This window comes from Bacillus sp. HY001, assembly GCF_007558965.1.
In the GTDB taxonomy this organism is placed as follows: domain Bacteria; phylum Bacillota; class Bacilli; order Bacillales; family Bacillaceae_G; genus Bacillus_A; species Bacillus_A mobilis.
Window position 1 is genome coordinate 1 of the sequence record NZ_VLTE01000063.1, and the last position, 14,771, is coordinate 14,771.

Below are 14,771 nucleotides of genomic sequence, written 5' to 3' on the forward strand. Positions count from 1 at the left end.
GAAACGTACTATTTTTTTAGAAGAGGTTTGTTTGGATCGTGAAAAATTTGATATTAGTTTATATAACGTACATAAATATTTAGAAGAAAACTATCATGCGAAAACAGCAAATAAAAAGGAACAAGCACTACATAGTCGCATTATAGAACATATTAATTTTCGCAACCAACGCTTATTTTTACATACATTAGATAGAGAAGTAGTTGAAATTAAACTAATGTTTGTAGCTGATGAGGTAAGATATGAGATGGTATTTCAAGAACATTGGTATAAAAACCTATTAGGTTATCATCGTACAATGGAAGATATAGTAGATTCTTTTATGGAAACCAATACACCTTTATTAAAAGTAATAGAACAGGAAGAAGGTTAATATTGCTATTAACCTTCTTTTTTTATCAGACGTTCTTTCACAAATTGGATAGTTTATATTCTGTTCAATTTGTGAAGTGTAGGTTTTCTTCAAAATGCCCCTGGTTCTTATATACCAAACAGGTTTTAAGGTTTCCAGGAGCGGCAGCGGGATGGGGTTGTATTATGTATTGTTTTATCTGCTGGTTACATCATTAATAGAGGTTCTTGAAATGTTTTTGAAAATGCAGTATAGACATAATAACTATTATTTCGGAGGTTTCACTATGAATAAAGAAAAATACGAATACGAGAAATCATTTATTGCAAACCTGAGAAGAGAATGTACACAACAACACATATTAGAATACGTTAATTCATATGAAAAGAATGCTTTTACAAAAGAACAAATGGAAGAACTCAAACAAATAGCAAAAGAAGCACCACTCACAATGATGTTTGGACATTATTTAGTACCTGTAAAACCTTATGGGAGTGAAGGGTTAATCCCAAAATATGATGAATGCAATACTTCCTGTATTAGTAGTTCTGGAGGAAGCTGCTGTCGTTATTTTGAAGGAAAATTAGGAGATCATTACACGATGTGCAGTAAATATGTGTCGTTGTAATAGAGAATTATCGAAAATAGTTTAGTAGAAATACTAGACTTTTTTTATTTTTCCATTAGAAATAAACCATACATGTGTGTATAGAGGAGGTGTATGATTTGGAGTTTTTAAGTTTAAATGAAATCAAAGAAGTAGCAAATTCAGAAGGTATAGATATTATAGAAGCAAAGGTACGAAAAGGGGTAGATGAGTTACCTATTCTTTGTTTTAAAAGTGATTCGATAAAGGATATAGCTGATTTCTTCATGTTTGCAAGAAAAGCGAATATAAACACTATATTTTGTTATACAGAAACGTATGAATCTGATTTTTTTCGTTTAGATAGTACAGATATTAATCGTTTTATTGATGTAGACATCATAGAAAGAGAAACTGTCTTAGATTATATCTTAGAAGACATTGAAGTGTACAATGAACAATTTGAAAAATATGAAGAAGGAGAAGAATGTAATCGTGTATTATTTTTCTATAAAGATCGTATGGAACACTGCATCGTTCTTAGAAAAGAATGGGTAGAAAGAATCCTATCAAGAGAAGAAGCAATGTTTCGCATTTTAGCTGACTACGCTGACGAACTTCAAGCACTAGAAGAAGCATGGGAAGAAGATAAATAAAAAACCTTGCTATTACAAGGTTTTTTTCTAATAACCTAATCCACAAATTAAATAGTTTATATTCTATTCAATTTGTGGAAGAACGTTTCTCGAAAAAACTTTACAAACATACAAACATAATTAAATTTATATTGTCTACTTTATATCTATTGGAGGAATTTTTATGACTATCGATATAGCAAGGTTTATTTTATATGTAGTAATGATTGTTTTGATTTTGTATTACTTATACATTGCAGTAATTGAAATTTTAATACATAACAAATTTATCTATGGGAAGCATTTTCCTAAGGAAGAAGACTATCGTGATTTTGTAATAAGAAATAGCCGAAATAACGATGCATTTAATAAACGTTGATTCTACGTCAAAGGGATACACCTTACCCAGCATTTTTTAAAGGCTTATTTAGGCGATTTACAAAAATTGAAGAGATTTGATGTTTTGTTTTTAATTGAATTGAGGGGATAATTATGTCTGAGGGAGAATTGGCCGCATGGTTACATGTGGGAAGTGCTGGATTGATTGGTACGATAGGTCTTTTCGTTGCTATTTACAGATCATATAGCAATGAAAAGCAATTTGAAGAGGAAATGGAACAATTAAGAGAAGACCTGGCAAGAGAACAAGAAGAACGAAGAAAACGATTAGAGCAACAGAACAAAGAATTCCAGGAGAGAAGAAAACAATTTGAGAACAAGTTATATGGTAGAAAATAAGTGGATTTCACTTCTTTGTTTCCGTGTGGATTCCAGGTTTCTCAAATCCGCATGAAAAAGGCTGCGATTACATATAAAGTACAAACTTATTTTATTGCTGTTTGCTTTATATAAGCAAAAACAAGGATAAATCAGAGTATAAATATAATGTTAAACATAAACAGTAATAACAATATAAACGTAGAAGGTGATTGAATGCTGAATGAAGACAAAGATCAGAATGAACTAGAAGAAGACGATGATGAAGGACGCGAATTTAAAACGATCCCCATTTCCGAAGCAGTCCGACTTCAAAAACTTGAACGAGATAGAAGAAATAAAGAATTTCATGAAAAATTAGATAAACTAAAAGAAAAAACTGCAAAATTAAAAAAGGAATATGAAGAGAAGTATAAAAAGAAATAAATGAGCTCTCCTATGTCACTTATGTGGGAAATACTCAACTGAACTCCAATCAAAAATGGAGCAATCTATATACATCTAAAGTAATGTTTAGGCGTATGTGGATTGCTCCATTTTCATTTTATTTTAAAACCACAATACAAAGTAATGTGTTGCTATGTTTGCTAAAAACGTTACTAAAAACATTAAAACGAACTCAAAAAACTTTTTCATATGTATCACTCCTCTTTCTTTTGACTTAATACATAGTAGATTTTATTCCGTACTTTTATAAGAAAAAAAGGTCTGAGGTGGTCGAATTAAAATTTTGTAGTTCTTTGTTACTTTCTAAAAAAGGACAAAATAAAAAAAGAAGGGAATATTCCCTTCTTTTTTATTTTCTATGGTAGTGTATTCTAATGTATTTTAACGGCATGCTGTGCAGCCTAAATTGAATGGAGCAGAATAGAGGTGAATTTGGTGCACAAGAATATACCAAAATGTTGACTATTAGTCAACAACTTGGATATAATGTACATATAGTATTCAACATAACTTTTTCAATTTGTATTGAAGAGAATGAATACTGAATGTATAAGTTTATAAGCTTTAAGCATAAAATAAAAAAGGCAGAAGCTTGAGAAACTTCTACCTTTCGTAACCCAAATGCTATTGTGGAAGATAGCAGGCGCGGTTGTTTTTACAATTTAATTAGTTTTGAGATTGAGAACCGTCCTTTTTTCCGAGTAGGGCGGTTTTCGCTTTTTTGTATAAGAAAGGGATTACAGTGATCGTTAAGGTTCCTAAACCTATTCCGATTCCTTTAGCATATCCGCTTACGAATTCAATTAAAAATGCGATCATTCTATCACCTCCCTCCCTACTGGATGGAAGTGAGATGACCCGCCTACTATATAGCTTAATTTAGGTTACCTTTTAATTGTATTACGTTTCAAAATAAGACACAAGATATATGTATAAATTCTTTCTTTATTTAATTTTTTAGTAGTATCATCTTTTCTATTTAAAATAGAAAGAATATTCTAATATTTATTTATCAATTCACTTTAAAAGCGTTGTTCTCATGCAATTTGTAGAATTGTGGTAATATTTAGAGAAATAGAGATGTTTTGAGGAGGACGTAGTGAAATGAGTACAGGTGTTTTCGTGTATGAAGTAGTTATGCAGCAACTCAATGATTTTTATCAACTAATGTTATCACAACAATTGATAAAAGCATCGGAATTAAAAAAAGAAATTGATGAGAAAATTGAACAAATCAAAGATGCAAAAGAAGAAGAAAAACAACATCAAAACTTATTATTATATTATTCTTTACTAGATTTTAAATATAGAATGCTAACGGACCGAGTAAGTATTCGAAAAGATAGTTTCGATATAATGAATGATTCAATCAATGAAACAACAGATACGCTGATAGCGTATTATTATCATTCTTTCAAAGCGGAACACGCTCTGATGTTTAGTATCTATAACGAAGCGAGAAGACAATATGAAGAGGCTGAAAGCCTATTAGGACATATTTCGGATGAATTAGAACATGCAGAGTTTTATCAGAAATATGCGGTGCTACATCACCATATTTCTCAAATGTTAACATCGATTGAGTACACGAATAAAGCAAAAACAATCTTTGAAAAGCATGCTGGATATGAAGTGAAAGTAGCTTCTTGTGAAAATACACTAGGAACAGCTTGTATATTCTTAAAACAATTTGAGAAAGCAGAAGAACACCTGAACCGATCTATCGATCTTCTGAAAAAACATAATGCAGACAAGCTTATTTTAGTAGTTAGACATAACCTGGGATTGCTATATGCAACACAAAACCTTTCTACATTAGCAATTCGTCATTTATCAGAAGTGACAGAGAAAATCCCAACACACTTCAAAGCATTGTTCTTACAAGCACGCGAACATTATAAATTAAAAGAAACAGCTACTGCAGGGGAACTTATTGCAAAAGGACTAAAGGTGTGTCAGGAAGTAGGAAATGAAGAATATATGTATCATTTCAGTATTTTACGCTCTCTAAATGATGATGAATCTGTTGAATTATTAGAAGAAGAAGTGAAAAAAGGTATTACTTACTTCAAGGATCAAGATTTATGGGATTATGTAGAAGAATATAGTGAAGTATTAGCAGTTCGCTTCCGAAAATTGAAAAATCATGAAAAAGTAAGTGATTATTTTGATGTATGTTACGAAGCGAAACAAAAATTATTAAGTAAAGGAGCATTAAAATGATGAAGAAACTTGTGTTAGCGACGTTGGGGTTAGTAATAACATTATCAATTGGTTTAAATACAGGTGATACACAACATGCTCTGAAAAAAGAGGAAATTATTCAGTATTCACATGCGGACCATTTTTAATTGATGTAAACAAAAGAGACCTCTCAAATGAGGTCTCTTTTGTTATAGGGTAATGACTCGTTTCCCTTTTATTGTAACAAGGTATACAAAATATGTACATTTGAACCATATTTATTCGTCTTCGTCTTCAAAATCGCGTAAGCTCTCAAGTAATTCTGTAAACGTTGCGCAAATAGGGTAAATAGCTTCTTCTATATCCTCTTCTTCATGATCCCAAAATACGACTGTTGGCGATGCAGGATTGTTTCGATAATCAAAACATAAGAAATTTCCAAACGAATCACTTGCGAAAGGATATACGCGATCTACGAGTCTATCTTTTATATTCTCGTATCGTTGAACAATCGAATACTTATCATCAATATGAAGTGTTAATAAATCATTAAATGTACTTTCATCTTGTCCTGGTATATCAAATACTTTCGGGCGAGGATATCCTCCGTCACATTCTTTCACACATTCAATAAAATCATTAGGTAGTTTAATGTTAAAATATTGCTCTACTTGTTTGATTTCATTATCTGTAACTTCTTCTTTACTTACACCAATCCATACAATATTATTCATTGTTAAACCTCCCTATTTTTCACCTTTTTTGCCCCAAATATTATATCCACCAGTATGACCAGTTTTCTCATGCAGGAACGCGTCTACGAGCTGCATTCTACCTGTATCCTGATGGTGATGCCATGTATACGTCTTAGGTTTTTCACCCTTCTTAAATAGTTCAATTTCCTCTGCTGTAAATTTAGCAGCCAATTTTGGATCTTTTACTATTTGTTCGTATAACAGCTTATTACATATTCTATCATGTGTAGGTCTTGTTTTTTTAAAGTCAGCTTCTTTTAGTTTAACTTCAGCAAAAGCATCGAAAATAGGGAACCCATCTAGATCATACGGTACACCTGAAACTGGATGCCTATCTCCCGCCAACTCCCCTTTTCTTAATTTGATTGTCTTTGGACCATTTTTACCTTCATAAGTATAGGTGACCACTTTCTGTAAGTATTGCTCAGTGCTACCGATTCCTGCATATGAAAGGTGATTACCACCTTTAAACTCATAGTTATTTAATATATGCAATGCATTTCTGTATGCTGGGGAATTCATTACAAGTGATTTTCCTTTATTAAGACCAGTAATAGCAGCTACCTTCCCTACTTGTCCTGCTTTACTAAGACCCTTATCACCCAGAAGTCCGAGTCCTAAAGTTGCTACACCATAAGCTACATAATGCTCTCTACTTTCCAGATTCCCATTCCAAAACTTATTCATAAATGTATCTGAGAAAGCGTTCCATGCGGCAGGAATAGTTTCTTCATAGTTTACAATCGCATCTCGCATATTCAACCAGGTTTCTTTATCACCTAAGGATATTAGTCCTTCCCACGCATCCACTGCACCATCTACAAACCCAGTAGAAATACCAGTCCACGCAGCATTTAAATCCTTTTTATTAAAAAATGACTCTTCTGATTTGGGAGGTAGTTTTCCGCACATGGCACCTTCTTCTATATTGGAATCAACTAAATTTCCGCCATACAGCTCATCTGCTTCTCGGAATTTAACAGCTGCACGTTCTAATTCTGCTGAAATTTTATCTAACTCCTGAAGTATATTAAACATCATTGGCTTTGCTTCGTTGAACATATGATAAAACCGATTGCTACTTGCTCCGCTCCATTGAGAAGCTATGTATTCGGTTTGTTGATATAAATCTTTATGTATGTATTCCAGGGTTGATCTGGCACTTTTTACGTTTTTGGCCGCCTGTTCCAATTGTTCAGGTGTTACCTTGATTTGCGTACTCATTCCATCCCTTCTTTTCTATCGATTAGTAAGAAAATTATAACATGTTGCTATTAGGGGTCTGTGTAGCAATGGAACCTTCTTAACGTATGGTAAAACAAAGTTTTTTGCTCTAATAATTCCTTAGCGTACGAAATTCGCGTTTTGTTGACGAAACCCCGAATAGATTCGTAGTTTTTCTGATGTAATAACTTTCAGAACAGCTATGAATCTATTTTTTTATCAGGGGTACCGCTAGTATTTCGAAAAACCCCCACGCTAAGCAAAAAAATACAATAAGCTGTCCAAATGGACAGCTTATTTACATAATTCTCGAAAGCGGAAGTCAATAAATCTATCATATATCTTCAGCGATTTATTGCTGAAGATACAACTGTTTTGATAATGGAATACCCTTATTGAAAAATTCTGAGTAATCGTTTAAATAATAATCTGCTACATCACTTTGACCTTGAAACATGCATGTTATGATTCCTAATTCTTTTGCAGGTAGCAAATCTAATTCTCTATCTCCAATAGCTAGATCAATTTTGTGTTTTTGATGCAAGTAAGTATATGCTGATGGGTTGGGTTTGCGAGGAAAACCATTATCAATCGTAACCATATCTACAAAGTATTTGTCCCATCCATAATATTTTAAAATTGCTAAAACTCCATCTCTGTGTTTATGTGTCATGATTACATTCTTATCTGCAAATTTCAAAATTTCTTCCACGCCATCAAATGGTTTCATGTCTTTTGGAGACAATTCCTTTTTTAAGCTTTTAATTTTCTCTTTCTGGTCACTAGAAACATTATAGTAGTCTAGTGCATGTGAGTATGAAATCTTTAATTTTTTATAAATCTCCTGTTTATCTATCTCTTCTCCAAGTACTAGAGAGAGTATTTTGGTATAGGCAGGATATGTATTAAAAAGTGTTCCGTCAAAGTCCCATAAAATATTCAATTAAATCACCCTTTCTATTCCATTTTATCACAAGAATGTGGTAGCCATACTCTTGTTTTCTTTGTATACTCCATACACTATCGTTAACATAACGTCTCATTATCAGAATTTGAATTTTCTTATTTAATCTTGTAAGATATCCACCAAAAACACTGTCCCATATATATCTGTAAATCATTTGAAATAGGGATAAATATATTTTTTAGTTCTTCCTCAGTGTAATAGTTTTTTATGATTTCATACTTGGTTCCATTATCTAAAGTCCTTATTTTATATGTATTTGGGTCATTTTCCTTATGTACTAAAGTTCCACCCATGGAATCCATATAAATATTATCAGTCATAAAAACTACTGTTCCAGAGTCAAGCTTATCGTGTAATTGATTTAAAAATTCTTGAATTCTAAACTTTGGTATATGTGAAAACCAAAAGTTTGCAATACATCCTTCAAAGTTCCCAGGGATTTTATCCAGCTGGTAGGCATCCCCATGAAGAAAATTCACTTTAGAAAGAGGAATGTCTTTTTGATTTGCGATGTTTAATACTTCGTTGGAATAATCTATGGCTGTTATATGTTTTGCTGTTTTAGCTATAAACTGTGTCCAATAGCCTGTCCCACATGCTATTTCTAAAATAGATTGGTCTGTAAATAGTTCTTGGAGTTTCTGTTGAATAAGGGTTTGTTCTTCTTGCCGAATTGGATCGTTTCTAAAATAAACTTTTTCATATTCATGAGCCCGTTCGTTATAATACATTTTCATAAATATATCCCCCTTTATACAAATTAACTAATTGTAACATTTGTTTGTTAATTCTGTATATTGTTTTTTTGTGTTGAAAGAGTTGAATATTATATACAATTTCAGTTAACATAACGTCTCATTATCGGTAGCAAGGACAAAAGCGTCCCCTTACTCTCGCAAGGCATCTACCTTTTTTCTTTCTATAATTCTATACATCTTTTTATACATTCCTATTTTGACTCGCCTTTTGTCCTCCCCATAGTTCCCTATGTCTCCCGATTTTTTGCATAAAACTTTGCATACTCTTAACGTGTTTTTTTCCGAAATGCTGGCGATACTCCATTAAGATAGAAAAAGACTTAACCTTTTTAGGTAAGTCTTTTTTTGTTTATGTGTATATGTTTATATTATACTTAAACTACTCAGATATTATTTATGAAAGGAGCTATTTATGAGGCTGTCTAAAGCAGAAATCACTTTTTTGAAAGAACTAGATAAGTACGCTCAATATAAGCGTGCGGATAATTCATCAAAGCTAGAAAGATTAATGGATCTAGGATTGATTGGAGAGAGCTATGGGTTGTACTATACGACTAAGAAAGCTCGGGATTTATTTGAGAGATTGGAAGAAGAAAGAAAGCAAAAAATAGAAGCGGTGGTTTTGAGAGATAAGGCTTTTGTGGTGGATACTACAGAAGAAATAAATCGATTACGCGCAGAAAATGAACAATTAAAAAAGGCTGTGTCATTCCAAGACGAATTTATTGATTGGAGTAGAAAGCATTTTGAAGATTTAATTATGAACTTAGATATAAACATTGATAAATACGGATATAGTAATTACAAAGATAAGGATGACTACATAGATGCGAATGTATCTAGTTTATATAACCGTTTTTATCAGAGATATAAACAAAAGTTCCCTATTTTTTAACTTTGATTAGGCAGAAAGTAGTGTTCGAATGGCCAGGCATTAGCGAAGTAGTTGTATTTTTGACATAGCGTATAAATCCATTCACTTCCACCTTTTCGGGTATTGGGGTAAAAATACCCCAATACGACTGAGTTTTTAGTGCTGACGTTTCATGTCATTATTTTCTAAAAAACAACATTGACACAAAAATACCCTTGGGAGTATACTTATCTTACAATTTACAAAATTTACATAAAAGGAGGTGTGCATATGTCAAATCCATTTACTTCACGTTTTACGAAACGCTTTTTCATTGTGTTTGGTGCTTTCTGGGGAAGTTATCTTGTTCCAGCAATTTTACCCTTTTCTATTTTTTATTTAACACCGTTTGTTGTAATATTTGGTCTCCCTATTTATTTTACAATGCAAGATAACAAAGGAAAGAATAGTTGTATAGAACTTATCCGTAATAAATACAATCAAGAAAGTGTATTAACAGTAGAAACGTACCATCCTAATTTAGAATGGGGGTTTCTTACGTTGACTCAACAATCATTGTTTTTCGTTCCTAAGAAGGGTGAAATAATGATTGTTTCTCTTAACTCTATATCGGAATATGGATTTAAAGGTATTGGGACGGGAGACTTTACAACAACTGTATCAAGAATTGGAAATACAGGTGTGAACATTGGTAGTACAAGAGAGAATAAAGCTCCTGTTTTTTATTTTTATCTAACAGAGATAGATGATTTATTTTATTTTCATACAAGAAAACATGAGAAGATGTTTAAAGCGATGCAAAGGATTTTAGGAACAGATACAAGTAAATTAAAGAGTAACTATTAAACAAAATAAAGGTAGAAGGTTGAAAATGATGTACTTGTTTCACCTCTTACCTCTATTTATTATTATATGAAAATAATTTATTTTATATGCTCACATTTTTAGGGAATTAATGTATAATTATGACATGTTAAATACTATAGGGGGCACGGTATAATTATGAAAAAGATAACAAAAGGACTTATTACAGTTTTATTATCTACAACATTATTGGTTGCATGTAGTAATGATGAAAAAACTACAACAACTACACAGGAAAAATCGTCACAATCACAACAGAAAGAACAACAATCTGTTCCACAAGAGGTTTTAAAACAAACCAAAAATTTGAAACAAGTCGGTGGTGAATCTGTTGTGTCTAAAGAAGTTGAAAGAAATAGTTCGTCAGGAGTAGCTGCGAGAGCTGGATATGTTTATTATATGTATTCTGATAAAAAACAAACTTTTGTTTCGATTGCGGATACAAAAAAAGATAAATGGGTTATAAAAGATAAAGTTATTTCTCAAACAGATTCAGTTCCGTACGGAACTGCGTTTTTTGCTGAGGATAAAATGTTCTTTATCGATGAAAAAGGGGAAATAAAAAAACAGGTACAACTTCCAAAAGTTTCTACTCATCTTATGTCAAGCGAGGACACGGGTTATGTAAGAACAAGTAAGGGGGATGCGGCTTTTTTAACTACGAAAGATATGTTCAAACTGTACTATGAAGATGGAACAGAAAAGGAATTTCCAATGACAGATTATTTTTCTATCAAATCGAGGAATGATTTCATAGATGTAGATAAGAACATAGTGTACCTCAATGAAGGTACAGATTTTACAATGTATGATTTGAAAAAAGGTAAATGGGTTTATGATGAAAATGGAAAACAAGTGAAATATGGGAAGACGCTTTCTGATATAGTTATTCCATTCCAGGATTATATGATTAGGATTAATGGTGGTAATGGAAAAGATCGTTTTGTTTATCTTGATGAAAAACTTAAACCAAAAACTGTTTCGGGACAACAAATTCCTGGACAAGAATTTACTGTTGGCGATAGCCATGGACAATTTTTAGTAGAAAAAGATAAATTAATCAGTGTTCGATCATTTAAATTTGAAGGGGAAGAATCTGTACAATACTTTGAATACAAAAAAGCAAAATAACGGCATTTACGAGAAAGAAGAAAATCAGTGATTTTCTTCTTTCTCTTTTTTTGTTGACTTTTTTCAAATTTGCGCTAAAGGAAATTTGGAATGAGGTGATCTATATGTGGAGTATTGATTTAGTTGTTTATTTGCTTGGAATGACAGGTATAACATGCGTATTAAGTATCTGGGTAGGTTTAGTATTAGAAAAGAGAAAAACGACAATAGAAGGAAAATAGAGAAGCGATTTCTGTAAAGAAATCGCTCTTTTTTATTTTTGATTGTTATAAAAAGAACAAAATGTGAGCATGCTCATTCACAGAAAAGAAAAATGAAAAAAGTTCTTTTTCTAAAAAAGGGGTTTTTCAAAATCGCAGGTATATACAATTGCACCATTCAACAAGTAATCAAAATCTAATCATTATAAGGGGGATTTACTAATGCAACCTGAATTCAAAGAGCAAGACGTCAAACAAGAACAAGAGAAGAAAAAAGAGAAACGCGATTTGATTGGACCTTTGCTAAATTTCGGTGGAGGATTGCTGCGTTTTTTGGCTTCTGTCGTAGATAAATTTATTAAATAAATAGTAGTTTTATATTAAAAAATACATACGCTTGACAATCGATAGAGAAATAACTTACTATTGGTGTACATTATAGTGTTAACCATAGTTATCATCAATAGTGATTTCTATGGTGATCGCATGAAAGGGGTATGAAAAATGGCAAAAGTATTCGATGCACGTCGAGCGATTTTTATTCCAGCAACAGGGGGACATCCAGAAGGGGCGGAATACCGTGTAGCTTGGGGCTATGAGCAATGGGGACAACCGACTGCGGTTACAAAGGTACAAATGGTATATAACAACAAAGTGGCGGGGCGTCTAAGTCCTTCTTATCCAGATGGAACACTTGATGAACGTACAGTTTTACTGGCACTTGATTTAGTGAAAAAGGGATATGGTACAAGTTCTAAAAAAAGTAAAGTTGTACTTGTTTTAAAAGAAATCCAACCAAACGAAACACAAGAAGAAGTATTAGAAAGAACAGAAGACGAAGTGCACGATATGAACATTGAAATATTCAGTGTACCTGGGGCCGCTACGAGTCCTGTTGTAGGAATTGAACTACAAAAACAAGTCGAGCTAGAAGGAAACTTGGTTGCATTTATTTTTGCGGTAGATGTTGCTTAGTTTAGGGAAATGGAACACGCTTGTCTAAAGCGTGTTCCGCGCGCTATTATTAATGTAATAGGAATAAACGTTGTATTTAAATAAAGATATAAAGTAGATGCATAATAGGAACAAATATTGTATTTAAATACTTCTGAGTCTGATTAGACACGCATTGAATCATAACAAATATTGTATTTAAATTTGTAAGTGTCATCTACACTGATAAATTTCATATTAAATCATAACAAGTATTGTATTTAAATACTTCTGAGTCTGATTAGACAGCATATTGAATCGTAACAAATATTGTATTTAAATCGGTTTCCGAATGATTTGTGAAACGATAAGAAATTTTAATCAAAACATATAATGTATTTAAATGCTCAATAGCTATTTTTCTGCGTTTTCTGTGAAAAAATGAATCATAACAATCGTTGTATTTAATTAAAAAAGCTTCTAATAAAAGTATAATCATAACAAGTATTGTAATAGGAAAAGACGATCCAAATGGATCGTCTTTTTTTGTTCCCTTTAAAGGTTAGAAAGTCTGTTGGATTCGCCAAGATTCCCGAAATAAGCGGAAATCGATAGGGAAGCATGTGGAGCCTTGTTAGAAAATGTCTATGGAAGTAATCGCCATGCACTTTGCCGCGCAATAGCGAGGACGGACAAAAATATCTGTATTGCTATCAAAACACGTCTATTAGGCGTGTTTTTTATGGACATTTTCATCTTTTCTATTATTATTTCATCAATATTTTAATTAGAAGAGGTGATAAATGATGGATATAACATTAGAGCAATTAGAAAAAATGTCGGACCAGGAATTATTAGAGTTTGCGGTAAAAAACATGGAAGATACAAAAAAGATGTGCGTATTTTCCAAAGATACTAGCGAAATTGACGGCTTTAAAAAGAGACCTGTATATACATTTGATTCTATAAAGAAATACATTGAATGCGATAAAGAAAAGGGAACATTAACAGTACCTTTTATTGATGAAAGGGAAATAGATGTTTTTAAGAAAGTTGTTTTTTCGGAACGAGATCGAGCGGATCGTATACATTGGAAAAGTTTTTTCAGTGTTCTTCGTGTTACGGTAATGAATGAACTATTTGGACTCGTTACAACGAATTATGAATGTTTAAAAGTAAACAGAAAGGAAGACCCAAGGTTTCCCAATGACATGAGAAACGATAGAAAAGAAGAAAGAATGTACTTTGATTATAAGAATAATATATTTCAGCAAGTTCCTGATAAAAAGATGAGGCAAGATGAAGAAGGTTCGGAAGAACATAATCAACATATTGAAGAATTCAATCGAAGAAATGAAATGAAAGATTACCTATTAGAACGATTGGATGAACTGCAATATCGTTATTTACGAGCATTTGATAAGGTATATGAATTAGATCATAGCCCTGGGCAACAAAAAAAGGAATTAATCCATTATTATCAAACATGGAATCAGTTTTTTACAGAAGAAATGGAACAAGGGATGCAAGTTGCATTGGTTTACAACCATATTAGTTTAGAAGAATACAAGATTTTTATAGAAGTGATAAAGCGGTATCAACCAATTGTACAAACAAAATACAATGAATTGTTAACGGTTGCTGTTAATGAAAAAGGAGAGGTTGATAAGGATTGGTATCGACAAAAATTAGAATCGGTCACATTATTTTTAATAGATTTTATCAGTGAACGTAAAGAAAACAGTGAGAAATATGGATTCTTCGCATGGGAAATGAAAGATAAAACAAAGGTAATGAATCCTACCATATCGGAGGTTGAAAGAAGAAGTTATTATATGGACGTTGCATCCAAACCAATCGATGAAGAAAGAAAAAATAAAGTTGTTATGGAGTATTTAACAAACAAAGAAGAAAGTAAAGAACTCAAAATCATTGAAAAACCTGCTGCATTGGAAAAAGACGATCATCAAATTATTTTAAATATCGTGAGAGGTCGTAGGGAACGCCATAACGATGTAGCGTTATTCTTCAATACTGTCGCTGATAAATCGAAGATTCCTGTTGAGGATTTGTACCAGTATTTAAATGATTTAGTAGAAGAACGAAATCGAAAAGAAAGGGAATAATATCCCTTTCTTTTTTAT

At 32.2% G+C, this 14,771-nt stretch carries 19 protein-coding genes; 14 read left to right on the forward strand and 5 right to left on the reverse strand.

Annotated features, from left to right (window positions below; all coding sequences use genetic code 11):
- The 6 genes from FOT98_RS24895 to FOT98_RS24920 form a co-directional block, all read left to right on the forward strand.
- A partial coding sequence (locus tag FOT98_RS24895; protein WP_222104674.1) for a hypothetical protein occupies positions 1-373 on the forward strand: 373 nt, incomplete at its 5' end.
- A 265-nt stretch (positions 374-638) separates the two neighbouring features.
- The gene (locus tag FOT98_RS24900) at positions 639-980 is read left to right on the forward strand and encodes a hypothetical protein (RefSeq protein ID WP_061114690.1); all 342 of its coding nucleotides are present in this window, start codon (positions 639-641) and stop codon (positions 978-980) included.
- Between the two features lie 98 nt (positions 981-1,078).
- Positions 1,079-1,594, forward strand: coding sequence for a hypothetical protein (locus tag FOT98_RS24905; RefSeq protein WP_061114691.1), 516 nt, complete (start codon positions 1,079-1,081; stop codon positions 1,592-1,594).
- A gap of 163 nt (positions 1,595-1,757) precedes the next feature.
- A complete protein-coding gene (locus FOT98_RS24910) occupies positions 1,758-1,952 on the forward strand; it encodes a hypothetical protein (RefSeq protein ID WP_061114692.1) in 195 nt (64 codons plus the stop codon).
- 113 nt (positions 1,953-2,065) lie between these two features.
- Positions 2,066-2,311 (forward strand): hypothetical protein, encoded by a 246-nt coding sequence (locus tag FOT98_RS24915; protein ID WP_061114693.1) that lies wholly within the window; start codon positions 2,066-2,068, stop codon positions 2,309-2,311.
- A 195-nt stretch (positions 2,312-2,506) separates the two neighbouring features.
- Positions 2,507-2,716 carry a hypothetical protein gene (locus FOT98_RS24920; RefSeq protein WP_061114694.1) on the forward strand — a complete coding sequence of 70 codons (210 nt, stop codon included), beginning with the start codon at positions 2,507-2,509 and terminating at the stop codon, positions 2,714-2,716.
- Positions 2,717-3,403: 687 nt separating this feature from the next.
- On the opposite strand, the gene FOT98_RS32550 is transcribed toward FOT98_RS24920, so the two are convergent.
- The gene (locus tag FOT98_RS32550; protein ID WP_165443346.1) at positions 3,404-3,556 is read right to left on the reverse strand and encodes a hypothetical protein; all 153 of its coding nucleotides are present in this window, start codon (positions 3,554-3,556) and stop codon (positions 3,404-3,406) included.
- 285 nt (positions 3,557-3,841) lie between these two features.
- Between FOT98_RS32550 and FOT98_RS24925 the strand changes: the two genes are divergently transcribed.
- Positions 3,842-4,960 carry a response regulator aspartate phosphatase gene (locus FOT98_RS24925; protein WP_061114695.1) on the forward strand — a complete coding sequence of 373 codons (1,119 nt, stop codon included), beginning with the start codon at positions 3,842-3,844 and terminating at the stop codon, positions 4,958-4,960.
- The gene (locus FOT98_RS33050) at positions 4,957-5,088 is read left to right on the forward strand and encodes a hypothetical protein (protein WP_000976330.1); all 132 of its coding nucleotides are present in this window, start codon (positions 4,957-4,959) and stop codon (positions 5,086-5,088) included. The genes FOT98_RS24925 and FOT98_RS33050 overlap by 4 nt, the downstream gene beginning before the upstream one ends.
- Before the next feature lie 111 nt (positions 5,089-5,199).
- On the opposite strand, the gene FOT98_RS24930 is transcribed toward FOT98_RS33050, so the two are convergent.
- The 4 genes from FOT98_RS24930 to FOT98_RS24945 form a co-directional block, all read right to left on the reverse strand.
- Positions 5,200-5,655: an SMI1/KNR4 family protein gene (locus FOT98_RS24930; RefSeq protein ID WP_061114696.1), complete on the reverse strand. Its 456-nt coding sequence runs from the start codon at positions 5,653-5,655 to the stop codon at positions 5,200-5,202.
- Positions 5,656-5,667: 12 nt separating this feature from the next.
- Entirely contained in the window at positions 5,668-6,900 is a 1,233-nt protein-coding gene (locus FOT98_RS24935) for a WXG100 family type VII secretion target (protein WP_061654143.1), read from the reverse strand.
- Positions 6,901-7,252: 352 nt separating this feature from the next.
- Positions 7,253-7,843, reverse strand: a complete 591-nt coding sequence (locus FOT98_RS24940; protein WP_001024262.1) for an HAD family hydrolase — start codon at positions 7,841-7,843, stop codon at positions 7,253-7,255.
- 119 nt (positions 7,844-7,962) lie between these two features.
- Positions 7,963-8,604: a class I SAM-dependent methyltransferase gene (locus FOT98_RS24945; RefSeq protein ID WP_061654142.1), complete on the reverse strand. Its 642-nt coding sequence runs from the start codon at positions 8,602-8,604 to the stop codon at positions 7,963-7,965.
- Positions 8,605-9,037: 433 nt separating this feature from the next.
- Here FOT98_RS24945 and FOT98_RS24950 point away from each other — a divergent pair, with 433 nt between their 5' ends.
- The 6 genes from FOT98_RS24950 to FOT98_RS24970 all read left to right on the forward strand — a co-directional run bounded on the left by FOT98_RS24950 (position 9,038) and on the right by FOT98_RS24970 (position 14,753).
- A complete protein-coding gene (locus tag FOT98_RS24950; RefSeq protein ID WP_061114664.1) occupies positions 9,038-9,520 on the forward strand; it encodes a hypothetical protein in 483 nt (160 codons plus the stop codon).
- A gap of 249 nt (positions 9,521-9,769) precedes the next feature.
- On the forward strand, positions 9,770-10,345 hold the full coding sequence (locus FOT98_RS24955; protein ID WP_061114665.1) for a hypothetical protein: 576 nt from the start codon (positions 9,770-9,772) through the stop codon (positions 10,343-10,345).
- Positions 10,346-10,501: 156 nt separating this feature from the next.
- The gene (locus tag FOT98_RS24960) at positions 10,502-11,494 is read left to right on the forward strand and encodes a hypothetical protein (protein WP_061114666.1); all 993 of its coding nucleotides are present in this window, start codon (positions 10,502-10,504) and stop codon (positions 11,492-11,494) included.
- Between the two features lie 422 nt (positions 11,495-11,916).
- Positions 11,917-12,060, forward strand: coding sequence for a hypothetical protein (locus tag FOT98_RS32555; protein ID WP_154695826.1), 144 nt, complete (start codon positions 11,917-11,919; stop codon positions 12,058-12,060).
- Between the two features lie 138 nt (positions 12,061-12,198).
- Positions 12,199-12,669, forward strand: a complete 471-nt coding sequence (locus FOT98_RS24965) for a hypothetical protein (RefSeq protein WP_061114667.1) — start codon at positions 12,199-12,201, stop codon at positions 12,667-12,669.
- Between the two features lie 761 nt (positions 12,670-13,430).
- A complete protein-coding gene (locus FOT98_RS24970; RefSeq protein ID WP_061114668.1) occupies positions 13,431-14,753 on the forward strand; it encodes a hypothetical protein in 1,323 nt (440 codons plus the stop codon).
- Positions 14,754-14,771: the final 18 nt, after the last annotated feature.